The sequence below is a fragment of the Photobacterium iliopiscarium genome (assembly GCF_003026395.1).
Lineage (GTDB): Bacteria > Pseudomonadota > Gammaproteobacteria > Enterobacterales > Vibrionaceae > Photobacterium > Photobacterium iliopiscarium.
Genome location: NZ_PYOO01000002.1, coordinates 464,749 through 487,876 on the forward strand (window position 1 = coordinate 464,749; position 23,128 = coordinate 487,876).

Here is a 23,128-nt window from a genome sequence, read left to right on the forward strand (position 1 = left end):
AATTAATTTCCATTGACACAATTGTTTTTAAACATGTTCCACAATAAAGAAAATAATAAACCAACACCATTTAAATCTTTTGAATTAACCAGAAAACGCAAAATAAAAAAAATAAAACCATTAAAAACAACAATATACAAAGTAGTAATCACTAACAATAAATTAAAATCAAAAAGAATATTAAAATAAAAAAAAGAATTTAAGCACTAAAAACAATCACAATAAGCGATATTTATATACATTAACGGAATAACATTCATCAACCCAATCAATTAGGTTGTGTTATTTGTTCCTTTCAAATACAATGTAAAAGAAATGAATATATTTGTAATAACAATTACTTATGATTGATGGGGTAATTTCATTATTTAATAAAACTTTTACTTATATATGTATATATATTTTTAAATGAGAATAATTGAAAAATATTTATTCTACATCAATTTAAACAAACTTTTTTTATTTGTTTAGTAATAGTAACTATATATATTATTATATTTGATATAAGATTTTTTAAATATTAATGACAACCAATACTGAGATTTTCATATGAAATTAGCTTATGCAATAATTGCCTTAACAACGACTGTTCTATCACCGATAGCAATGGCAGCGACACCCGTTCAACTTTCTGTACCAGGCGTAAATCTACCAGCAGGTAATGTTTCTGGCGTTCGTTTAAACGTACTTTATGGACAAACAAGCCAAGTTAAAGGTGTTAACTTTTCACTATTAGGTTTATCGTCTATCAATAACTTTACTGGTCTTAACTTTGGTTTGGCATTTGGTGTTAACCACACTACATCAAGCATGACAGGTTTAGAATTTGGTTTAGCTAACTGGAACGAAGGCAATGCTACAGGTGCTGACTTTGGTTTAGTTAACTACACTGCCAATAACTTCACTGGTGCTCAATTTGGTACCTTTAACTATGCTGGTTCTCTGAATGGCCTTCAGTTCGGTTTTGTTAACGCAACAGATCACATTAATAAAGGTGTGCAGATTGGTTTAATTAACTACGATAAGTCAGGTACTTTTGTAAGTAAAAACCTGCCAATCTTCCCAATTATTAATGCGCGTTTTTAATCGTTACTAAACGCAAAAAACCTCGCCAGTTAACTGACGAGGTTTTAAATTTGGTGGAGCTAAACGGGATCGAACCGATGACCTCTTCGCTGCCAGCGAAGCGCTCTCCCAGCTGAGCTATAGCCCCAATATACGGCTTATAATATTGATATTTTTAAACAATGTCATTATCGTAAAACAAAAAATGTGATCAGCTTTACGTTCGTTATAAAAAAACGGAAGCATCAATGACACTTCCGTTCTTATTAACAATAAACTAATGTTTACGCGTTAGCTTCACGAGCTGCAATATAATCTAGTGCCATCTTAATACGTGTAACCACACGCTCTTTGCCTATCAATTGCATTACTGCATCAACTGATGGTGATTGACCTTGACCTGTAACCGCAACACGTAATGGCATACCCACTTTACCCATGCCTAATTCAAGCTCTTCACAAACTTGAGCAATAACAGCATGTAGATTTTCAGTTGTCCACTCTTCTAGTGCTTCAACTTTCACAAGTGCTAATGCCAATGCATCTTTAGCGACTGGGCGTAAGTGCTTCTTAGCCGCACCCGCTTCAAACTCACTAAAATCTTGATAGAAGTAACGTGATTGCTCAGCTAATTCGATCAGTGTATGGCAACGCTCACCCACAAGAGTGATCACTTCAGTAATTGCAGGACCATTTTCAATTGAAATTTGTTTTTGATCTAAATGCCATTGCAGGTATTTAGCAACATATTCAGGCGCTGCTGTTTTAATGTAATGGTTGTTTAGCCATAACAATTTATCAGTATTGAATGCTGATGCTGACTTACTTACAGACTCAAGCGTAAAGCAATCAATCATCTCTTGTAGTGAGAAAATTTCTTGGTCGCCATGAGACCAACCTAAACGTACTAAGTAGTTTAATAGAGCATGCGGTAGGAAACCGTCATCACGGTATTGCATTACACCAACAGCACCATGACGCTTAGATAGTTTAGCGCCATCATCACCAAGGATCATTGCACAGTGTGCAAACTCAGGCACTGGTGCACCTAATGCTTTGTAAATATTAATTTGACGAGGGGTATTGTTAATATGATCTTCACCACGAACAACTTGAGTGATACCCATATCCCAGTCATCAATAACAACACAGAAATTATATGTTGGGCTACCGTCAGTACGACGAATGATCAGATCATCTAATTCACTGTTTGAAATTTCGATGTGACCACGGATCTTATCATCAAAGATCACTGTGCCTTCTTTTGGATTACGGAAACGAATACAGAATGGAGAATCTGCTGTTGCTGCCGCATTTGCTGCAATAATTTTAGGATGATTAGCATCATAACGTGGCTTAACACCATCTGCCATTTGTTGCTCACGAATCTCATCAAGCAGTTCTTTCGGGCAGTAACACTTATACGCTTTATCTTCTGCTAGTAGTTGATCAACCACTTCATTATAACGATCAAAACGCTTAGTTTGGTAGTAAGGACCTTCATCCCAACTTAACTCTAACCACTCCATGCCTTCCATAATCGCATCAATCGCTTCTTGCGTTGAACGTTCGATATCTGTGTCTTCGATACGTAATACGAATTCGCCGCCCATATGCTTAGCAAATAGCCATGAATACAATGCTGTACGCGCACCACCAACGTGCAAAAAGCCAGTTGGGCTTGGTGCAAAGCGAGTTTTAACCGTCATTGAGATTACCTTATGAATGATGGATGACACAGTAAAAGCTACTGTGCTAAATCTATTGGTAGGTATTCTAGCACTGTGGGCTAATTCTACAATAATCAGGAAGACGAGAGCGTAAAATAGTCATAGCGAATGAGTCACAATAAAAAATTAGAGAGTCCATTCTCTATTATCAAATCAAAAGTCGTATGATTCACCACCGTGTTGCTTGCATATGAACCAAGGAACAAAAACCGTCTCATTATTTGATAAATGACAGTACGTTTGACCAAAACCACCAGCGCCATTTGAACCACCTGATGCAAAGACGCTTGAACTAACTGTTAAGACCATCGCAGCCATAATACCAATAATATATTTTTTCATATAATCACCTTCGTTAGTTGAGTTACCTAACTCAATTGTAGGAAGAAGATGAATAATCCAGTTCTCTTTTTTAAGATAATAAAAAAGCCCATCGAAATGGGCTTTTAAATTCATACCTAACTAATTGTTATATTAGAAAGTGTAAGGAATAATAACTTGGAAACGTAAATCTGTTTCATCAGCAGAAGCTGCACCAGCAAACTCATCACGCTCTAGCATTGTTGCGTGTAGACGAATGGTAGAACCTTTAAGTGCACCATTTGGTACTGAGTAAGAAACTGTACCGTTAACTGCATACTCGCTCTCGTAATCCCAGTCACCCATAGCGCCATCAGCTGCTGACTTGCTACCAGAACCATAACCGAAGCCTAGGTAGTAGTTCCAACCATTGCCTTGGTCATATGATAAACGGTTGTAGATCGATACTTCGCCTGATTTGTTCCAATCAGATAGTGCATCCCACCATAGTGAATATGTACCATTTGTCATACCGTATGTGTAAATCATACGAGGGTTAACATCACGATCGTTATCACTCTTCGCGTATTGAAGATCTGTCATCCATGAGAACTGACCGAACTTAGCGTTGAATGATAGACCTGTGGTGTAACCAAGACCGTCATATTGTACGTCATCATTTACACCGTAGAAATCGTATGCAAGTGACATGTTTTCATTAATATTGTACTTAGCGTAAACTTTGTAACCTGTTGTATCAGTCTTATCATGGTAACTAGTTACCTTATCTGCATCCCAATCAATACCATTCGCATATTGAATATCAGTTACTTGACCAATACCAAATTGTAAGTATAACGCGTCAGTTGCATTACCTTGTAAACCTAGCGAGTGTGCAATACCCCAAGATGTATCAGACCATAATGCAGGTGCATAATCATTTTTACTTAGTAACCAAGGAGCCGTGAATTGGTCAGCAATAAAGTAAGTTGCTTTAAAATTACCAATGTTTGCATTCAGTTCAGCACCACGGTATGTACCAGGAACGAAAGACCATACGTTGCCTAAAACACCATTACCATTTGATTGAGTAAAACCAAAACGACCATCTACGTTCTCACCAGCTTTAAATTTTAATGCTGCTTTAGTGATCTTAACTTGGTTACCGTCACCAGCACCCCAGTCAAGGTTATTTGATGTAGAGATTTCATTCGCTAAATATTCACCTTTAGCATTTTGAAGGCTATCATTGTACAAATCACCAGATAGATAACCACCAATATCAGCACCTAACCAACCGTTATGGTAACCAGAAGTAAAATCTAAAATTAGGTTGTAAGCAGAGTAATTTAGACGACTCCACGTATCGCCATCTTCACCGCCAGGTTTACCAGTAGTACGAGTACGAGAACGCGTATCAACAACAGCAACACCTGCTAATGTTGAATCATCAAGAAATTCATTAACAGCTACCACATATTCTGGACCTGCTGCACTGTCTTCGGTTGCCATAACAGGCGCGGCAGATAATGCACCGACCATTGCTGCGGTTAAAGCCGAAACTTTAAAAAACTTTGATTCCATGGAATAACTCCTAAAAGATATTAGCTGTTTACTTGCCCCTGAAAGGTTGGCCGCCGAAGGTGGCAAGTAAATCTCCTATATGTCAGTCGAATCAATTCGACCAATGCATATTATTTCGTTTTAAATTGAACTTTAAGTAACTTCGGTATTAAGACTACTTTCGCAGCGCAAAACATCAATAAGAACTTACTTTTTAATAGCAAAAATATGATTGAGTGCAAACTTTTAGCGCTATCGTGATCAATGTCATATGTTTTAAGTATCACAACAAAAAACAATAAAATTCAATCAAAAACAAATACTTACCGTGTGGTTATTTTATTGTTGTGAACAGTGTCGTATTTTATAAATACTCTCATGAACAAGCGAGATTTTAGAAAAACACGACTCTTACTATGAAAATATTTTTATTATCACCATTAAATAAACACTAAAAATTAAGTCTTTCATCAATAAAACATGCCATTATTTACTCAAAAAAAAGCCCCACAAAAGTGAGGCTTTAATATCAAAGGGGCGTATTTTTATGCATTAGCCATTAAATCAACCAGCTGTTGTTCATCCCAAATTTCAATATTTAACTCTTGAGCTTTAGCTAATTTAGATCCCGCCGCTTCCCCTGCAACCAATAAATCAGTTTTTTTAGAAACACTACCCGTTACTTTCGCCCCTAAAGCTTGTAAGGCTGCTTTAGCATCACCACGAGTCAATTGTGATAATGAACCGGTTAGTACTACCACCTTACCTTCTAATGGTAATTCAACTCCAGCTTGAGGTTTTTCAATGGCCGGCCAATGAATGCCTTGTACTAATAAATCATCAATAACGGCCGTATTATGTGGTTCACGGAAGAAATTAAACAAATGCGCGGCAACAACGTCACCCACATCAGGGACTTTAATCAGCTGTTCTTTAGAGGCCTGACTGATCGCGTCTAAAGTTTCAAAATAATTAGCGACATTGGCAGCGGTTGCTTCACCCACTTCACGAATACCTAATGAATAAATAAATCGTGCTAACGTCGTTTGTTTTGATGCTATCAGCGCATCAATTAATTTTTGAGCCGATTTAGGCCCCATACGCTCAAGTACGGTAACCTCTCCAGCACTAAACTTAAACAAATCGGCTGGTGTTGTAACCATTTCACGATCAACTAATTGCTCAATAACTTTTTCACCACAACCATCAACATCTAATGCTTTACGTGAGACAAAATGTTTAAGTGCTTCTTTACGCTGTGCTTGACAGAATAAGCCGCCAGAACAACGCGCAACAGCCTCTCCTTCAACGCGTTCAACTTTAGACTGGCACACTGGGCATTCTGTCGGAAAGACTATCGCAACAGCATCAGCAGGACGACGAGACTCAACCACCGCAGCAATTTGAGGAATAACATCACCTGCACGACGAATGATCACCGTATCACCAATCATTACCCCTAAGCGTGACACTTCATCTGCATTGTGCAACGTCGCGTTACTAACGGTGACTCCGCCAACAAATACCGGTTCAAGTTTTGCTACTGGTGTTATTGCGCCTGTGCGGCCAACCTGAAATTCAACATTATTTAAAATAGTCATTTCTTCTTGGGCTGGAAACTTATAAGCAATCGCCCAACGAGGTGCACGCGCAACAAAACCCAGTTGCTGTTGCAGATCTAATTGATCAACTTTGATCACTACCCCATCAATTTCATAACCTAATGATTGGCGCTTATCACCGATCATTTGATGATATTCAATCACCGCTTCAATGCTATCAACACAACGAATTTCTGGACACATTGGCAGTCCCCACGCTTTTAACTGACATAAACGTTGATATTGCGTATCGGCTAACTCTCGCCCTTCTACAATACCCACCGCATAAGCATAAAAACTTAACGGACGCGTTGCTGTAATTTTAGGATCGAGTTGACGTAAACTACCAGCAGCGGCATTACGTGGATTAGCAAACGTTTTAAGGCCTTTTTTAAGCGCGTTAGCATTGAGTTCATCAAAGCCTTTTTTGGGCATAAAAACTTCACCGCGCACTTCAAGTCGTTGCGGCCAATCATCACCCCGTAAACGTAATGGGATCGCACCAATAGTACGTACATTATGAGTAATATTTTCACCCGTAGCACCATCACCACGCGTTGCTGCTTGAATAAGCACCCCGTTCTCATACAGTAAACTAACGGCTAAGCCATCTAATTTAGGTTCACAACAATAACTAATACTGCTGCTATCACGTAATCGATCTTGAAGTCGCTTTTGAAAATCACGTAAATCATCATCATTAAACGCATTACCTAATGACAGCATCGCAATCTCATGGGTTACTTGAGTAAAACCATCAAGCGCACTACCACCCACTCGCTGGCTTGGTGAATCATTGGTTATCCACTGTGGATGCTCAGCTTCAATCGCCAATAACTGTTGCATCAAACGATCGTATTCAGCATCAGGTATCTCTGGGTTATCTTCAACGTAATAACGATGGCCATGATAATCTAGTTGTTGTTTTAAGCTGGCAAGTTGTTGCTGAAGATCGGTGCTCATTTCAATTCCTACCTGAAGAAAATGTTGATTAATGACTCTGATTACAAAACAGTAAATTTTTATCGTTATATCAGTAGATACAATAAAATTCAGGCCCCCGAAGGAGCCTGAATTTTCATCAATAATAATCTATCAACTTAGCATTGATTATATTTTACTGATTTTTCTCGATATGCTGCAATACGATTTGGTGTGATCATGACACGATCTTGATCCATTACATCAGCATTAAGTTGATCAGCAATTTGCTGTGCTGTTTGTAACATCATATTGAAGTTACTTGATGCTTTACCATGACATGGCAACATTAAGAAAAAGCCAATGCCTGGTGTTTCAAAATGCTGGTAGTTCGTTTCAGGAAACGTACCGGGATTAAGCAAGTTAGTCACTGAAAAAATAACTGGCTCAGTACCTGCTAAATCAGCATGTCGATGGAAAACTGAATTTTCACCGAAAATCAAACCATTACGCTCTAAACATGCAAATAATGATGGCCCACGAAGTACCTTACCCTTACGTGCATGTACACAAACAGATAAATAACTTGGTGGTAACGGTTCAGGCTCAGGTAGCACTTCCGGCTCTAAAATTACTTCTGGCTCTAAAATTACTTCTGGCTCAGGAATAATTTCCGGTTCAGGAGTTACAACGGTAACAACTTCAGCGTCAATGTCTTCTTTATCATCTACAGGCGTAAAAATAGGCGTTGGCGCGACAGTCATTTTTTCAGTCACTGTTGGTTGAGGCGCAACACTTGGCTGAGGCGCAACACTTGGCTGAGACACAACACTTGGCTGAGACACAACACTTGGCTGAGACACAACACTTGGCTGAGGCGCAACACTTGGCTGAGGCGCAACACTTGGCTGAGGCGCAACACTTGGCTGAGGCGCAACACTTGGCTGAGGCGCAACACTTGGCTGAGGCGCAACACTTGGTTGAGGCGCAACACTTGGTTGAGGCGCAACACTTGGTTGAGGCGCAACACTTGGTTGAGGCGCAACACTTGGTTGAGGCGCAACACTTGGTTGAGGCGCAACACTTGGCTGAGGCGCAACACTTGGTTGAGGCACAACACTTGGCTGAGGCGCAACACTTGGTTGAGACGCAGAACCAATATGCATTTGTGGCTCAATACGTTCATGAGTCACAGCTTTAGATGTTGCATTGATATTTTGAGAAACAGTCTCACCCAACAATGGATCTTGTTGAGGACGTTCACCAAAACTAAAACCAGGTTCTTTACGCTTTGGCGCTGATTTTGTTGCAGTAACATCAGGTTGATTTGACTTAGCTTCTGTCACTTCCGGTGCGCTATTCACAACACGGACGTCACTAACACTCTCTTTGGCAATATCTTGACTTTCAAGATTCGCTTCATCTATTTTACTTAGTGGTTTCTCACCAAATTTAGCTGGTTTCTCTTTTCTACTTGTCCATAGACCATGAAAAAGAAGCGCTGCAATTGCTAACGCACCAACAATAATAAGAACCAGACGCAATTCCTGCATATGAATACTCTAAATTAACTCGTTGTCCCTTTACGGGGTTAATAATAGAAAAAAATCTACTAGGAAACTTAATATCTAGTTAGAATTTCTCACCGAATGACTTACTGTACCAAAACTCGCTTGACAATGAGAAGATGAATATCGAGATTCCATCAAGGATAGTGTCAGCTTGACGTTTTTTGTACAAATTTACCTCATTTTTGTATTGTGACTCATCATTTTTATTTTGTTGTTAAAGTAGTGACAACAATTTTGTTATTTGATTCCATCCTACCTCTACCGTTAACATTGATAAAGAAACCTAAACAAATGAACAGTAAAATATTAAAAAATGCTTGTTCAGGAGAAAGAAATGCCACAACAGCATAATATAAAATCAACGACCAGCGGCGCTGGTTATTTTTTCCAAGGCTTAAAACTCGCCTCTCAACCAGGTACGCGACGTTTTGTCCTCATTCCTCTATTAATAAATATTGTATTACTTGGTAGTGCTTTTGCCACATTATTAGATCATCTAAGTGGTTGGATTAACCATTGGCTAAGTTACTTACCGAGTTGGCTTGATTGGCTGTCTTATATCTTATGGCCATTACTTGCGATTGCCGCACTTGTCTCATTCTCCTATTTTTTCAGTACTATTGCTAACTGGATTGCAGCACCCTTTAATGGCCTGTTAGCTGAATATCTTGAAGCTCAACTGACAGGACAAGCCCCTCCCGATGATAGCTTCAAAGCACTAATAAAAGATCTACCTCGCACCATGGGTAGAGAGTGGACAAAACTTAAGTATTATCTACCCAAAGCCATTGGATTACTCATTTTAATGTGGATCCCAGCGATTGGCCAAACTGTCGCCCCGGTATTATGGTTCTTATTCAATGCTTGGATGATGACCATCCAATATGTAGATTATCCGTTTGATAACCATAAAGTACCCTTCCCTGAAATGCGCGACGCACTCAAGCAAAAAAGAGGTCAAGCACTCAGTTTTGGCGCAGTCGTGATGTTGTTAACCATGGTGCCTATTATCAATTTATTTGTAATGCCAATCGCCGTTTGTGGTGCAACAGCAATGTGGGTTGATCATTATCGTACTCAATTTAAACGATATTGATTTAAATTTATGTAGTAGCACAGGCCGATAGTGATTTTCTATTGGTCTGATTACTTTTATTGGTAATAAAAAACCTCACTCAAACGACAAAACAACATCAAAATTTACAAACTAGACATCAATTAAAGCAATAACTATCACATAATAACAATAAGATATAACCATTAATTACTTTGCAAATATCGAGACAGGTATATGCTTAATCTATTCATCATTGAGTCTAATTTGTCATGAAGGAACGAAGTATGAGCAAAATATACGAAGATAACTCTCTCACTATTGGTAATACCCCACTGGTACGCCTAAATCGTGTCAGTAATGGCAAAGTACTCGCAAAAATTGAAGCACGTAATCCTAGTTTCAGTGTTAAATGCCGTATCGGTGCTAATATGGTATGGGAAGCAGAGAAAAATGGCCTTTTAAAAGAAGGGATCGAACTTGTAGAACCAACCAGTGGTAATACCGGTATCGCACTTGCTTTTGTAGCAGCAGCCCGCGGCTATAAACTTACCCTAACCATGCCAGAAAGCATGAGTATTGAACGTCGTAAATTATTAAAAGCGCTTGGGGCAAAATTAATTCTTACCGAAGCGGCCAAAGGCATGAAAGGTGCCATTGATAAAGCAGAAGAAATTGTTCATTCAGATCCAGATAAATATCTGCTATTGCAACAATTTAACAATCCAGCTAACCCCGCTATCCATGAAAAGACCACAGGCCCTGAAATCTGGGATGCCACCGACGGTGAGATTGATGTTTTTGTTTCAGGTGTTGGTACAGGTGGCACGATTACTGGTGTTAGCCGTTATATTAAACAGCAACAAGGCAAAGCAATTACCGTTGTTGCCGTAGAGCCCACCGAATCACCAGTGATGACTCAAACCGTAAATGGTGAAACGATTAAACCAGGGCCACATAAAATTCAAGGTATTGGTGCAGGCTTTATTCCTGGTAACCTTGATTTAACACTTATCGATGAAATTGAACAAGTCAGCTCAGAAGATGCAATAGAAATGGCTCGCCGCTTAATGAATGAAGAAGGCATATTAGCTGGAATTTCATCCGGTGCAGCTGTTGTTGCTGCGAATAATATTGCAGCTCGACCAGAATTTTCCGATAAAAATATTGTCGTTATTTTACCCAGTTCTGGCGAACGCTACTTATCAACAGCGCTTTTTGCGGGTCTCTTTACAGAAAAAGAAACCCAACAGTGATCACACTTTGTGATGTTATATAGGTATATCCACACTCAAAAAGGCCCTTTGCGGGCTTTTTTGTTGCATTTTATTCTCAGCTTTACTATAAAGCTGATGCGATTTATTTTTAGCATCAAAATAAATGACCGATTATTAGTCAATTTTAATTAATTCAAAAAAAAAGTTTCTCATAAAACTTTGACTTGGATTAAAGCTAAGACAGTATATTATTAGGTAGTTTATACTGCTTGAACAATATGCTGAGACTATAATCACCACGGTTATAGATCACGAAGCAACTATTAATATAACAACTATATCTAATTTGGGGTGAAATATGTATCAGAAGCAAGTTGAAATTACTGCACCAAACGGCCTACACACTCGTCCAGCGGCACAGTTCGTTAAAGACGCAAAATCATTTGAAGCAGATATCACTGTAACTTCAAACGGTAAAAGCGCAAGCGCTAAGAGCTTATTTAAGCTTCAAACTCTAGGCCTAGTTAAAGGTGCTGTTATTACTATCGCGGCTGAAGGTGCACAAGCTCAAGAAGCAGTAGATAAGCTAGTAACTCTTACAGAGCTACACGATGGCGCTGAAATCGCAATGTTCCGCGAAATCTAAGCTAAGTTTGTATACAAACGCGTTTCCAGTTTTTAGTTAATTTAAAGGTAAGGCTATGATTTCAGGCATCCTGGCATCTCCTGGTATTGCTTTCGGTAAAGCATTGCTATTGCAAGAAGAAGAGATTGTTTTAAACAAAACTCCTATCGCTGCAGACCAGATCGATAACGAAATTCAACGTTTCTTCGACGCTCGAAAAAAATCTTCTGAGCAACTTGAAGTTATCAAAGAAAAAGCACGTGTCACCTTTGGTGAAGAGAAAGAAGCCATCTTTGAAGGTCACATCATGTTGCTTGAAGATGAGGAGCTAGAAGAAGAAATCATAGCCCTTATTAAAGATAAGCATTCAGCTGATTATGCGATTTATTCGATCATTGAAGAACAAGCACAAACTCTTGAATCTCTTGATGATGAATACTTAAAAGAACGTGCAAGTGATATTCGTGATATCGGTAGCCGTTTTGTTAAAAACGCATTAGGCATTAATGTTATTAATTTAAGTGCTATTAATGAACAGGTAATTTTAGTCGCTAACGACTTAACACCGTCAGAAACAGCACAAATTAATCTAGAGTTCGTTCTTGGTTTTATTACTGATATTGGTGGTCGTACTTCACACACCTCTATCATGGCGCGTTCACTAGAAATTCCTGCAATTGTAGGTACAAATAACATTACATCTTTAGTTAAGAACGGCGATATGTTAGTTCTTGATGCAATCAATAATCAGGTTGTTATCAATCCAACTGATGATGAACTAAACAAATTTAAAGCTATCCGTGATGCTGATAAAGCAGAGCAAGAAGAACTCGCTAAACTAAAAGATCTTCCTGCTATTACACTGGATGGCAAGCAAGTTGAAGTATGCGGCAACATTGGTACAGTTAAAGACTGTGCTGGCGTTAGTCGTAATGGTGGTGAAGGCGTTGGTCTATACCGTACTGAATTCTTGTTCATGGACCGTGATTCTCTGCCTACAGAAGAAGAACAGTACCAAGCATACAAAGAAGTTGCAGAAGCAATGCATGGCGAGCCAGTGATTATCCGTACTATGGATATCGGTGGTGATAAAGATCTTCCTTACTTAGATCTTCCTAAAGAAATGAACCCATTCTTGGGTTGGCGTGCGATTCGTATCAGCCTAGATCGCCCTGAAATTCTTCGCGATCAATTCCGTGCTATTCTGCGTGCGTCAGCTCACGGTAAAGTTCGTATCATGTTCCCGATGATTATTTCGGTTGAAGAAGTACGTACATTAAAAGCGGCTATTGAAACATTTAAGGTTGAATTAACAGCTGAAGGCTTAGCGTTTGACGCTAACATCGAGATCGGTGTTATGGTTGAAACACCAGCAGCCGCAGCAATTGCACACCACTTAGCGAAAGAAGTTTCTTTCTTTAGTATTGGTACCAACGATTTAACCCAGTATACTCTAGCAGTTGACCGTGGTAATGAGCTTATCTCTCATCTCTACAATCCACTATCGCCTGCAGTACTTACTGTGATCAAGCAAGTTATTGATGCTTCTCACGCTGAAGGTAAGTGGACAGGTATGTGTGGTGAACTTGCTGGCGACGAACGTGCTACTCTACTTTTATTAGGTATGGGTCTAGACGAGTTCAGCATGAGTGCTATTTCAATCCCTCGCGTTAAGAAAGTTATCCGTAATGCTAACTTTGCTGACGTTAAAGCAATGGCAGAGTATGCTTTAACTCTTCCAACTGCGGCTGAGATTGAAGAGCACGTAGAAAAATTCATCGCAGAAAAGACCATCTGCTAATAAAATAGCGGCAGATAAAATAACAACGCTTAGGAGCAACGATATGGGCCTGTTTGACAAATTAAAGAAAATGGTTTCTGACGACAGCAGTGAAGCTAGTGTAATTGAAATTATCGCACCACTTTCTGGCGAAATCGTTAACATCGAAGATGTGCCTGATGTAGTATTTGCTGAAAAAATTGTTGGTGATGGTATTGCTATCAAACCAACTGGCAACAAAATGGTTGCACCAGTAAACGGTACTATCGGTAAGATTTTCGAAACTAACCACGCTTTCTCTATTGAGTCTGACGATGGCATCGAGCTTTTTGTTCACTTTGGTATTGATACTGTTGAACTTAAAGGCGAAGGTTTCACTCGCATCGCTGAAGAAGGCCAAACTGTTAAAGTTGGCGACACTATCATCGAATTCGATCTTGCACTTCTAGAAGAGAAAGCTAAGTCAACATTGACTCCAGTTGTTATCTCTAACATGGACGAGATCAAAGAGCTAATCAAGCTATCTGGTGCAGTAAACGTTGGTGAAACACCAGTACTACGCATCAAGAAATAAGATTGTTAATATCTTAATAAAAAACGCAGCTTTCTAGCTGCGTTTTTTTTTGTGAAAATCCATCTAATCATCTATGGCAACCCTCCTCATGCCAAGTTATTATGTACAAACGCTTCAGCGTAATTACAGGCTTTATGATTAATATAGAACAGCACCATAAAATACAGCCATAAAATACAGCCATAAAAAAACGCCACTATCAAATAGTCGCGCTTCTTATATATCATCATAACTCATATTTAATTGATGGCTTATGCTGTCATCACCTCAACTTGTAATTTAACATGTTCACAATTAGGTTCGCCCGATTCAAATAGCATTGGCATATTTAATCCTGTTGATAATGTTTGCGCTAAAATAGTCCGCCAGCCACCATCATCTAATCGTTCTTGCACTTGTAATGCAATCCTAACGCTTTCAGCGGAAACATCTAACAATTGTGCACTACCCACCACTTCACGGTATGAATGATGATTATTTTGGCTTAAGCCTTCAAAAAAGATAGTTTCTTCACCAGGTAGCAATGACAATGAAGTATTCACCGTTTGTCGTAGTCGACAAGCACTGTGCATTTCAAAACTTACATCTAATAGCCAATCAGCCATTGCTAGTGGGCTCAATAATGTACTTAAAAATAATTGCCCTTTACCCATCACTAACGTTTCCATTACGATTACCTCTCTACAAGCTAATGTGCAAACACATCTTTTACTCGCGAGCTTAGAACCAGATATAATCCTAGCCAAGCAGTTAATAACAAGGTTAATGCACCAACCCAAGAGAATGCACCTTGACTCAACACGAGATGATATATTTGCAAAGCAAAATCAATACTGTAAGCAGCTATTAATATTTTTTTTCCCTGCTGCCACAGATAATGTGTAACTTTATTATTGTTATTGCGCTGACCCGATAACCACATTAATAATAAGGCAGGACTTCCCAATACCATGCCTATATAAAGTGTCTCTCGTAGCGGATAAATCAACTCCAGTAATTCACCACCTTGAGTACGACTAACCCCTGCCATGATAAAAATCACCAACGCTTTCGCATTAAAAATCAGCACCAGCCATAGCATTTTATTTAATTTTAACTGCCCATTATCATCGTAGGCATTGATAGGATAAAGCAAACAACCTTCCTCACATGTGTTCAACTCAATACGTATCAATCTAGATAACATCAACATACGATGGCTTATTTCGACTCTAATCGATCAATACATATTTAGTACTAACAACGCGTTATTTTTGTGGATTACCGCACTTTTCATTTCTATATATTGCCGAGCAAGTCACGTTTTTTGATCTAAAACCTACAGAATGCGCTTATTTATTGAGCGATGGGTATTTAAAAAATATTGAGTAATTCTTTCCAATCATAAAGTTACAATATGAATATAGCATTAACACTATATTCATCTAAAACTGGAATTTTCATACAAAAAAAACAAAATACATCAATATAGACACATTTAACAATAATCAAACATCTAACAACGCTACTGCTAAAATTGAATAATTAGATATAATTACCACCATCTATCATTCATCAGTAAGGTCAATAGTGCGCATGACGACTATGAAAAAAAACATGACCCCTTCTACAGATACACAAATAGAAGCATTACGGGTAGCTAAAGCGACCCAAAAAGAAGGTCAAACCAAAGAGCAAACAAAACTGATCGCACAAGGAATTCAGAAAGGTATTGAACAATACAAAAAACAGCAAAAAGCCAAAGCTAGAGAGCGCGATAAATTAAAAAAGAAAAATATTCAAACTAAAAATACTTCATCTGAAGATGTTGCAGATATTTCAGCATTAACCCCATCAATCATCTATAAACAACATTGGTTACCATGGGGTATTGTTATTATCTCTTGGATTGGTTTTGGTGCTTATTTAACGTATGGCAGCGTACTATGATGAGAACAAATATGAAGATTATTGGCTTTATAACCGCATTAAGTGGATTAATCAGTGGCTGTGCTGATCCACAATCAACGCCATGGCAGCGTCAAATAGACACACCATGCGATAATAAATCCCATTGTGTATCCACGCTTGAACAGCGTGAAAAATTTAAGCTAGCCCCTTTTACGCTTACCGCTAAGGGAATACAAAAGTGGGCAGATATTGTTGCTATTGCTCAAACATTACCAGGCGCAAAACTGATCGAACAGGATGATCATTATTTTCATATTGAAGTTCGCAGTGCGGTGTTTGGATTTATTGACGATTTTGAAGTTAAACAACAAGCCCAGCAGCTTCAAGTAAGATCTATATCTCGCAGCGGCTATTCTGATTTTGGGGTCAATCGTAAACGAGCACAACAATTTAGAACATTATTAATCGACCAACAATTAATACACGATACATCCACCAGCAACTGATTCACTAACCACAATAAACATAACAAAAAGCCATGGCCGCCTTAGTGTTAACTATGGCAACCATGGCTTGACGATCAGACTGTTATAACTATTTAATCCAAATTTTTATCTTTACCTAACGACAATAACCACACACTTACCGCAGCTACAGCCACAAAACCAGACAAAATAATCATTGGCATCGCGATATAACCCAACGTATGCCAAATTACCGATTCTAGCGTACTCATCGTTTCTCCTTAGCTTATTGCCATCCAGCTACATCTTTCATATCAGGTAACTTATGGGCAATCCCTTTATGGCAATCAACACAGGTTTTATCACCCGATGCTAATGCGGTTGAGTGCTGTTTTGCACTACGAGGGGCTTGCTCAGAAAAATCCATATAGTTGAACTGATGACAATTACGACATTCTCGAGAGTCATTATTTTTCATACGTTGCCATTCTCGTTCCGCAAGATGACCACGACGAGCATTGAATTTTTCAGGCGTATCAATCGTACCCATCATATGCGCGACGATTTCTTTTGATGCCTGTACTTTACGGACAATTTTATCAGTCCAATTATGAGGTACGTGACAATCTGAACAAATAGCTCTTACACCAGAACGATTTGAAAAGTGAATCGTTTCTTGAATTTCTTTAACGATTGGCGCATGGCACCCAGCACAAAATTCTTCTGAGTTAGTCTTTTCCATCACGGTATTAAACCCGCCCCAGAATAATAACCCACCCATAAACCCCATAAAAAGCACTAATCCAACTGCTACTTTACTGGGTGTTTTTAGCCGTAACCAAAATGTTTTTAACCACTTCATAGATAAACCCTTTTACTACTCAGTCACGATTAACGTAATGCGCTTACACGTTTAAAATCATTCTCAACTAATGGCTTAGCGTCGGCTTGAGGCACATGGCACTGCAAACAAAAATAACGGCTTGACGATACATCAGACAACACTTGACCTTGTTGTGGTGACACGTAATGGGTCACACTGATCTTAGTTGCACCCATCTCTTTGGCATTTTTCCAGCTATGACACGCAAGACATTTATTGGCGTTAAGTGACACTTCATAATGGCGAATGCTATGTGGAATTAATGGTGGTTGGTAAACATAATCACTATCAATTACCCCTTGATCTTTTGGGTAATGCTTCATTAAATCAGCTGGGCGTGTCGCTTCTATCTCAGCAAGACCACGTAATGACTCAAGCCCACCAATACCACCGGGATTGTCTAATTTAGCCGCAGCAGCAATATTTGCTGTTGTCGTAGCTGCTTCTGCGGTTACTGCTGCATTGTTATCGTCACTATGTGCAATACCACTAAGCATTAGACCTGCAACTAATGCTGCAAAAAATAATCGTTTCATGCTGTTCTCCGTCTCTAGGCATATTCTAGTCACAGTGAACGACCACTGCCGTTCACTGAATTAATGGATTAGATCTTGGTGATATTAATAGGACATTTTTTAAAATCTGTCTGTTTCGACAATGGATCCGTCGCATCCAAGATCAACTTATTAACTAAAATATTAGCATCGAAAAACGGTACAAAAACGAGTCCAACAGGAGGACGATTACGACCACGGGTTTCTACTCGACAACGTACTTCACCACGACGAGAAGCTAATAACACTTCATCACCACGACGAAGATTTCGTTTTTTTGCATCTTCTGGATTGATATAACACCACGCATCAGGCACTGCTTTATATAATTCAGGTACACGACGCGTCATGGTACCGGTGTGCCAATGTTCAAGCACTCGTCCGGTACATAACCACATATCATAATCTTGGTCAGGCACTTCCGGTGGCGCTTCATATGGCGCTGAAATGATTAATGCTTTGCCATCCGGTTTACCATAAAAGTCCCAGCCTGTGCCTTTTTTAGCATAGGGATCAGTGCCTTCTTTAAAACGCCACTGGGTTTCTTTGCCATCAACCACAGGCCAACGTAAACCACGGACCTTATGGTAAGTATCATAAGGTGCTAAATCATGCCCATGACCACGACCAAAACTGGCATACTCTTCAAATAGCCCTTTTTGAACGTAATAACCTTGTGCTTGCGCATCATCGTTTAATGGCTGCGCTTCGGTTAACGGAAACTTATCAACATGACCGTTAATGAATAAAATATCGTACATTGTTTTACCACGGTACTGAGGCATCTTATTAAGTAATGCTTCATCCCACACTTCTTCAACTTTAAAGCGCTTAGAAAACTCCATGATCTGCCATAGATCAGATTTAGCTTCACCCGGCGCTTTAACTTGTTGATACCAAGCTTGAGTACGACGCTCGGCATTACCATAAGCACCTTCTTTTTCAACCCACATTGCAGTCGGTAAAATCAAATCAGACGCTTGGGCAGTAACCGTTGGGTAAGGGTCAGAACAGACGATAAAGTTATCGGGATGACGATAGCCAGGTAAACGCTCTTGATTAATATTAGGACCCGCTTGCATATTGTTATTACACATTACCCAATAAGCATTTAGTTTTCCGTCATTCAGCATTCGATCTTGCTGCACAGCGTGATAACCCGGTTTCGGTGGAATAGTACCTTCTGGTAGCTTCCAAATATTTTCAGCAATAGCACGGTGCTTAGGGTTAGTCACAACTAAATCAGCAGGTAAACGGTGAGCAAATGTACCCACCTCACGGGCAGTACCACACGCAGACGGCTGACCTGTTAATGAAAACGGACTATTACCCGGTGTTGAAATTTTACCCGTTAATAAATGCAAGTTATAAACTAAACTTTGCATCCACACACCACGGGTATGTTGGTTCATTCCCATGGTCCACAGTGACGTTACTTTAAGGTTAGGATCGGCATAGTATTTAGCTAACTCAACTAATTTCTCAGGTTCGACCCCTGACATTTGTGACGCTTTTTCAAGGGTATACTCCGCGACTGATGCTTTGTATTCCTCAAATGTCATTGGGAATAATTCGCCAGAGTTAGGGTTTGCCGCTTGCTTTTGCAATGGATTATCATCACGTAAACCGTAACCAATATCCGTTTGAGCACGCTTAAAGTGGGTATGTTTATTAACAAAATCCCAATTAACCGCGTCATTTTCAATAATGTAATGCGCAATATAATTCGCGATAGCTAAATCAGTTTGCGGGTGGAAAATCATGCCGTTATCAGCTAATTCAAACGAGCGGTGCTCATAGGTCGATAACACATTCACTTTGACATGAGGGTGACTCAAACGACGATCAGTCAGTCGTGTCCACAATACAGGGTGCATTTCAGCCATGTTTGAACCCCAAAGCACAAACACATCCGCATGTTCAAAATCATCGTAACATCCCATGGGTTCATCAATACCAAAGGTACGAATAAAACCCACCACCGCTGATGCCATACAGTGACGCGCATTAGGATCAATATTGTTTGAACGGAAACCGGCCTTCATCATTTTAGAAGCAGCATAACCTTCCATAACGGTCCATTGACCAGAACCAAACATACCCACACCCGATGGGCCTTGCTTCTTCAATGCTGCTTTCCACTTTTCAGCCATCACATCAAAGGCGTGATCCCATGACACTGGGGTAAATTCACCTTCTTTATGATATTCGCCATCTTTCATGCGTAATAATGGCGTTTGTAAACGATCTTTACCGTACATTATTTTCGATAAAAAATAGCCTTTAATACAATTAAGACCTTTATTTACGGGTGCTTTTGGATCACCTTGCGTTGCAACCACCCGTCCATTTTTAGTCCCGACTAACACTGAACAACCCGTACCACAAAAACGACAAGGCGCTTTATCCCATTTAATTTCAGTTTCATCAGAACTCACAATTAAATTCGTCGCTGATGCTGGTAACGAAATACCCGCTACCGCAGCCGCTGATGCTGCTGCATTTGCTTTCACAAATGCTCGTCTTGTCATTTTCATAGCTTACCCTCAGCTTGTAGCTCGTAATTCTCAATATGGTGATAGACCAAAAAAGTGATCAATACATGGTCTAAATTATTAATTTTATCAATTGCATCAGTTACGTAGCCTTGGTTCTCTGTCTCAAGTACTACGATAATTTTACCTTCTTCACTTGTCGCAGGAATTTCAGTATTCGGTATTGCTAAAATTTGTTGGCTAATCGTTGCCAAATATTGTGGCTTAACGTGAACGATAAGGCTTGAGGTATGCACTTCATGTAATGTCATGTTTACTCTCTAATAATTTTTAAATTTAAGGCGTTATCATTTCAATCGCAGCCACAGGACAGCCGCTTATACACGCACCACATCCACTGCAATCAGCCTTGTTGATAACAGGCTGAGCAACCTTCGCCACTTGTAAAGAAAAGGTAATTGCTTGTGTTTCACATTGATCACCACAACTACGACATTCAATATTATTTAATGCGATACAAGATGAATTAATTGTCGCAGTTTGAGTCCATGGTTGTTGTTGCTGTGGTTCAAATAAAGGTTCAGGACAGACATCTGCACATTGATAACAAAAGCTACATTCACCCTCGCCATGATGAAAATCCACCACCGGAAAGCCACCATCACCTTTTACAATCACTTTTGTTTGACAAGCATTAACACAAGCATTACAACGCAGACAATGATCAGTAAACGTGTTTTCGTCCTTTATCCAAGGCAAACGTTGTTGCTGGGACGGCTGTTTACGAGTAAATAATCCTCGGCGGGAATGATTAATCACAGCCCTCTCCTTTTATAATTAAACATTAAATAATGGCAAATCATTCTCTTTGTTGCCATTCACTTTCTATTAATGTTCTTTTACGTTATTTTTAAATATCGTCATAACTGCGAACATACCCCCTTAGAGGTAATTGCCCCTATACTTTGATCTTGATCAATAAAACATAGTGGATAACATCTAATATTTGCAAATTTATCGTGATATCAATTATTAAAAAATAAGTAGGCTAAATATAACGACAAGAAATAATTACTACCTCCCCATTCCATTAACAATAATTCATATCTATAGGTCGTCGACAATCCATGCAGCAACAAAAAGTGAATTCTGTTACCACCACCATTGGTCGTTCAATGGTTGCTATTCTATTTTTGGTCTCAACCACGATCAGTTTAGCGTTGTGCATATTAGTCTCGAGTCTAAATGATGCCGCAGCCATCAATACCGCAGGCTCTTTAAGAATGCAGAGCTATCGATTAGCCTTTGATATCGAAACCCAATCACCATTACTTAACACCCATACGATGGAGTTTGATCAATCACTGACCTCGCCAACCATGCAGGAATTACATCGTTGGTATACCCCTCAAACAATACAACACCATTACACTGAATTACTCTTAACATGGCAGGCGGTACGTTCAGAATTAGATCAAAGAGATAAAGATAGCTATTTAATTCAAGTCGCCCCTTTTGTTGAGCGTATTGATCAATTTGTGTTTGAATTACAACAATCATCTGAAAATAAATTGCACCTTTTGGCGTTTATTAGTGCGGTTGGTTTATTACTTATTTTAATGGTGGTGTTATTTACAATTCAATTTACACAGCGCCAAATAGTTGTGCCGCTCAATCAATTAATGGCAGGATGTAAGCGAATTAAACAGCACCAATTTTCATTAACCATTAATAATAATAGTAATAATGAATTAGGTATTCTTGCGCGTACGTTTACTCAAATGGCCGCAGATTTAAATAATTTTTATGGGGCTTTAGAACAAAGTGTCAATGAAAAAACCCATCGCCTTCGCCATGCTAATAAATCGCTTAAAGTGTTATATAACTGTTCACAACAGTTATCTGTTAGCCGCTTAACCCACCAGCATTTTCAGCATATGTTGGAAACTTTAATTGCGATTGATGGGTTAACCGCTGCAAAATTGATCATTGAAGAATCAAACGGCACCACCACAAAAATCACAGTTGGTGAATACCAATCAACAACTTGGCACCAACAACCCTTATTAATTGATGATGAAATAATGGGCCAACTATGGTGGCAATATCAATTACCTTGTCCAGATCTCGCCTTAATTGAAAATATTGCCAATATTTTAAGTCGTGGTATTTATTACAACCGAACGCAAAAACAAACTGAACAATTATTATTAATGGAAGAGCGTGCGACAATTGCTCGTGAGCTGCATGACTCATTAGCACAGTCATTGTCGTATCTTAAAATTCAATTAACGATATTAAAACGGCAACTCAATACCAATACCAATACCAATACCAATACCAATGATAATCAGCAACAAACAGTACAAGTCATTGATGAAGAACTCTCTAATGCTTATACCCAATTACGCGAGTTATTGAGTACCTTTAGATTAACCATTAAAGAGGCTAATTTTAGTGAGGCACTCAATCAATTATTGACGTCATTACAAGATCAAACCTCAGCGCAATTTCAGGTTGATAACCAATTACCCTCAATGGCATTAATTGCCCATAATCAAGTCCATTTATTACAAATTATTCGTGAAGCCGTATTAAATGCCATCAAGCATGCCGATGCCAATCAAATCAAAATTTCATGTCATCAACAACACGGCATTATTAATGTTGAAATTGCTGATGATGGGGTTGGGTTTGATCCCTCAAACTCAAAACTTAATCACTATGGCTTAAACATCATGCAAGAGCGTGCTTCTCGCTTAAAAGGAGAATTAACCCTTCATTCTCAAATCGGCGTTGGCAGTCACGTTAAATTACAGTTCGCATTATCAGAAGGATAAA

The 23,128-nt window shown here is 39.1% G+C and carries 22 protein-coding genes and 1 tRNA gene; 9 read left to right on the forward strand and 14 right to left on the reverse strand.

All coding sequences use genetic code 11. From position 1 onward, the window contains the following. The first annotated feature begins 549 nt into the window (after positions 1-549). A complete protein-coding gene (locus C9J51_RS05480; protein WP_045036623.1) occupies positions 550-1,086 on the forward strand; it encodes a hypothetical protein in 537 nt (178 codons plus the stop codon). 51 nt (positions 1,087-1,137) lie between these two features. Here the strand turns inward: C9J51_RS05480 and C9J51_RS05485 are convergent. The 6 genes from C9J51_RS05485 to zipA form a co-directional block, all read right to left on the reverse strand. Next, positions 1,138-1,213, reverse strand: a tRNA-Ala gene (locus C9J51_RS05485). A 136-nt stretch (positions 1,214-1,349) separates the two neighbouring features. Next, positions 1,350-2,774, reverse strand: a complete 1,425-nt coding sequence (gltX, locus tag C9J51_RS05490; RefSeq protein WP_045036624.1) for a glutamate--tRNA ligase — start codon at positions 2,772-2,774, stop codon at positions 1,350-1,352. Between the two features lie 174 nt (positions 2,775-2,948). Beyond that, positions 2,949-3,137, reverse strand: coding sequence for a hypothetical protein (locus C9J51_RS19400; RefSeq protein WP_128081749.1), 189 nt, complete (start codon positions 3,135-3,137; stop codon positions 2,949-2,951). Positions 3,138-3,269: 132 nt separating this feature from the next. Next, positions 3,270-4,679: an OprD family porin gene (locus C9J51_RS05500; RefSeq protein ID WP_045039215.1), complete on the reverse strand. Its 1,410-nt coding sequence runs from the start codon at positions 4,677-4,679 to the stop codon at positions 3,270-3,272. Between the two features lie 524 nt (positions 4,680-5,203). Next, positions 5,204-7,222 (reverse strand): NAD-dependent DNA ligase LigA, encoded by a 2,019-nt coding sequence (gene ligA, locus C9J51_RS05505; protein ID WP_045036627.1) that lies wholly within the window; start codon positions 7,220-7,222, stop codon positions 5,204-5,206. A gap of 137 nt (positions 7,223-7,359) precedes the next feature. Next, positions 7,360-8,733, reverse strand: a complete 1,374-nt coding sequence (gene zipA, locus C9J51_RS05510; RefSeq protein WP_107274892.1) for a cell division protein ZipA — start codon at positions 8,731-8,733, stop codon at positions 7,360-7,362. A 352-nt stretch (positions 8,734-9,085) separates the two neighbouring features. Between zipA and cysZ the strand changes: the two genes are divergently transcribed. The 5 genes from cysZ (at position 9,086) to crr (ending at position 14,001) form a co-directional block, all read left to right on the forward strand. Beyond that, on the forward strand, positions 9,086-9,847 hold the full coding sequence (gene cysZ / locus C9J51_RS05515) for a sulfate transporter CysZ (RefSeq protein ID WP_045037606.1): 762 nt from the start codon (positions 9,086-9,088) through the stop codon (positions 9,845-9,847). Positions 9,848-10,092: 245 nt separating this feature from the next. Continuing rightward, a complete protein-coding gene (cysK, locus tag C9J51_RS05520) occupies positions 10,093-11,061 on the forward strand; it encodes a cysteine synthase A (RefSeq protein ID WP_045037605.1) in 969 nt (322 codons plus the stop codon). 319 nt (positions 11,062-11,380) lie between these two features. Further along, on the forward strand, positions 11,381-11,668 hold the full coding sequence (locus tag C9J51_RS05525) for an HPr family phosphocarrier protein (protein ID WP_045037604.1): 288 nt from the start codon (positions 11,381-11,383) through the stop codon (positions 11,666-11,668). Positions 11,669-11,723: 55 nt separating this feature from the next. After that, a complete protein-coding gene (gene ptsI / locus C9J51_RS05530) occupies positions 11,724-13,448 on the forward strand; it encodes a phosphoenolpyruvate-protein phosphotransferase PtsI (protein ID WP_045039214.1) in 1,725 nt (574 codons plus the stop codon). Positions 13,449-13,491: 43 nt separating this feature from the next. Next, positions 13,492-14,001, forward strand: a complete 510-nt coding sequence (gene crr / locus C9J51_RS05535) for a PTS glucose transporter subunit IIA (RefSeq protein WP_045037603.1) — start codon at positions 13,492-13,494, stop codon at positions 13,999-14,001. Positions 14,002-14,252: 251 nt separating this feature from the next. Here the strand turns inward: crr and C9J51_RS05540 are convergent, their stop codons facing one another. After that, the gene (locus C9J51_RS05540; protein ID WP_231579413.1) at positions 14,253-14,669 is read right to left on the reverse strand and encodes a hypothetical protein; all 417 of its coding nucleotides are present in this window, start codon (positions 14,667-14,669) and stop codon (positions 14,253-14,255) included. A 20-nt stretch (positions 14,670-14,689) separates the two neighbouring features. Next, positions 14,690-15,136, reverse strand: coding sequence for a DUF2919 domain-containing protein (locus tag C9J51_RS05545; protein WP_045039213.1), 447 nt, complete (start codon positions 15,134-15,136; stop codon positions 14,690-14,692). 449 nt (positions 15,137-15,585) lie between these two features. Here C9J51_RS05545 and C9J51_RS05550 point away from each other — a divergent pair, with 449 nt between their 5' ends. Beyond that, a complete protein-coding gene (locus C9J51_RS05550; RefSeq protein ID WP_045039313.1) occupies positions 15,586-15,930 on the forward strand; it encodes a DUF2956 domain-containing protein in 345 nt (114 codons plus the stop codon). After that, positions 15,927-16,397, forward strand: coding sequence for a DUF1499 domain-containing protein (locus C9J51_RS05555; RefSeq protein WP_244907429.1), 471 nt, complete (start codon positions 15,927-15,929; stop codon positions 16,395-16,397). The genes C9J51_RS05550 and C9J51_RS05555 overlap by 4 nt, the downstream gene beginning before the upstream one ends. 92 nt (positions 16,398-16,489) lie before the next feature. Here the strand turns inward: C9J51_RS05555 and C9J51_RS05560 are convergent, their stop codons facing one another. The 6 genes from C9J51_RS05560 to napF all read right to left on the reverse strand — a co-directional run bounded on the left by C9J51_RS05560 (position 16,490) and on the right by napF (position 21,106). Then, the gene (locus C9J51_RS05560) at positions 16,490-16,627 is read right to left on the reverse strand and encodes a TIGR02808 family protein (RefSeq protein WP_082064212.1); all 138 of its coding nucleotides are present in this window, start codon (positions 16,625-16,627) and stop codon (positions 16,490-16,492) included. Positions 16,628-16,641: 14 nt separating this feature from the next. Then, complete coding sequence (locus C9J51_RS05565; protein WP_045037600.1) at positions 16,642-17,217, reverse strand: NapC/NirT family cytochrome c; 576 nt, start codon at positions 17,215-17,217, stop codon at positions 16,642-16,644. Positions 17,218-17,246: 29 nt separating this feature from the next. Then, positions 17,247-17,774 carry a nitrate reductase cytochrome c-type subunit gene (locus C9J51_RS05570; RefSeq protein WP_045039212.1) on the reverse strand — a complete coding sequence of 176 codons (528 nt, stop codon included), beginning with the start codon at positions 17,772-17,774 and terminating at the stop codon, positions 17,247-17,249. 68 nt (positions 17,775-17,842) lie between these two features. Continuing rightward, positions 17,843-20,329 carry a periplasmic nitrate reductase subunit alpha gene (napA, locus tag C9J51_RS05575; protein ID WP_045039211.1) on the reverse strand — a complete coding sequence of 829 codons (2,487 nt, stop codon included), beginning with the start codon at positions 20,327-20,329 and terminating at the stop codon, positions 17,843-17,845. Beyond that, a complete protein-coding gene (locus C9J51_RS05580) occupies positions 20,326-20,598 on the reverse strand; it encodes a chaperone NapD (RefSeq protein WP_045039210.1) in 273 nt (90 codons plus the stop codon). Before C9J51_RS05580 ends, napA begins: the two co-directional genes overlap by 4 nt. Before the next feature lie 25 nt (positions 20,599-20,623). Beyond that, positions 20,624-21,106: a ferredoxin-type protein NapF gene (gene napF, locus C9J51_RS05585; RefSeq protein WP_045037596.1), complete on the reverse strand. Its 483-nt coding sequence runs from the start codon at positions 21,104-21,106 to the stop codon at positions 20,624-20,626. A 308-nt stretch (positions 21,107-21,414) separates the two neighbouring features. On the opposite strand from napF, the gene narQ reads away from it, so the two are divergent. After that, positions 21,415-23,127, forward strand: a complete 1,713-nt coding sequence (gene narQ / locus C9J51_RS05590) for a nitrate/nitrite two-component system sensor histidine kinase NarQ (protein ID WP_045039209.1) — start codon at positions 21,415-21,417, stop codon at positions 23,125-23,127. The last annotated feature ends 1 nt before the right edge of the window (position 23,128 follow it).

Coding starts and splice junctions, on each gene's coding strand:
- napA (WP_045039211.1), bottom strand. CDS start 20,329: ATGAAAATGACAAGACGAGCATTTGTGAAAGCAAATGCAGCAGCATCA.
- C9J51_RS05500 (WP_045039215.1), bottom strand. CDS start 4,679: ATGGAATCAAAGTTTTTTAAAGTTTCGGCTTTAACCGCAGCAATGGTC.
- narQ (WP_045039209.1), top strand. CDS start 21,415: ATGCAGCAACAAAAAGTGAATTCTGTTACCACCACCATTGGTCGTTCA.
- C9J51_RS05540 (WP_231579413.1), bottom strand. CDS start 14,669: ATGGAAACGTTAGTGATGGGTAAAGGGCAATTATTTTTAAGTACATTA.
- C9J51_RS05580 (WP_045039210.1), bottom strand. CDS start 20,598: ATGACATTACATGAAGTGCATACCTCAAGCCTTATCGTTCACGTTAAG.
- C9J51_RS05555 (WP_244907429.1), top strand. CDS start 15,927: ATGATGAGAACAAATATGAAGATTATTGGCTTTATAACCGCATTAAGT.
- C9J51_RS05550 (WP_045039313.1), top strand. CDS start 15,586: ATGAAAAAAAACATGACCCCTTCTACAGATACACAAATAGAAGCATTA.
- gltX (WP_045036624.1), bottom strand. CDS start 2,774: ATGACGGTTAAAACTCGCTTTGCACCAAGCCCAACTGGCTTTTTGCAC.
- zipA (WP_107274892.1), bottom strand. CDS start 8,733: ATGCAGGAATTGCGTCTGGTTCTTATTATTGTTGGTGCGTTAGCAATT.
- C9J51_RS05480 (WP_045036623.1), top strand. CDS start 550: ATGAAATTAGCTTATGCAATAATTGCCTTAACAACGACTGTTCTATCA.
- C9J51_RS19400 (WP_128081749.1), bottom strand. CDS start 3,137: ATGAAAAAATATATTATTGGTATTATGGCTGCGATGGTCTTAACAGTT.
- C9J51_RS05525 (WP_045037604.1), top strand. CDS start 11,381: ATGTATCAGAAGCAAGTTGAAATTACTGCACCAAACGGCCTACACACT.
- C9J51_RS05565 (WP_045037600.1), bottom strand. CDS start 17,217: ATGAAGTGGTTAAAAACATTTTGGTTACGGCTAAAAACACCCAGTAAA.
- C9J51_RS05570 (WP_045039212.1), bottom strand. CDS start 17,774: ATGAAACGATTATTTTTTGCAGCATTAGTTGCAGGTCTAATGCTTAGT.
- crr (WP_045037603.1), top strand. CDS start 13,492: ATGGGCCTGTTTGACAAATTAAAGAAAATGGTTTCTGACGACAGCAGT.
- cysK (WP_045037605.1), top strand. CDS start 10,093: ATGAGCAAAATATACGAAGATAACTCTCTCACTATTGGTAATACCCCA.
- C9J51_RS05560 (WP_082064212.1), bottom strand. CDS start 16,627: ATGAGTACGCTAGAATCGGTAATTTGGCATACGTTGGGTTATATCGCG.
- cysZ (WP_045037606.1), top strand. CDS start 9,086: ATGCCACAACAGCATAATATAAAATCAACGACCAGCGGCGCTGGTTAT.
- ligA (WP_045036627.1), bottom strand. CDS start 7,222: ATGAGCACCGATCTTCAGCAACAACTTGCCAGCTTAAAACAACAACTA.
- ptsI (WP_045039214.1), top strand. CDS start 11,724: ATGATTTCAGGCATCCTGGCATCTCCTGGTATTGCTTTCGGTAAAGCA.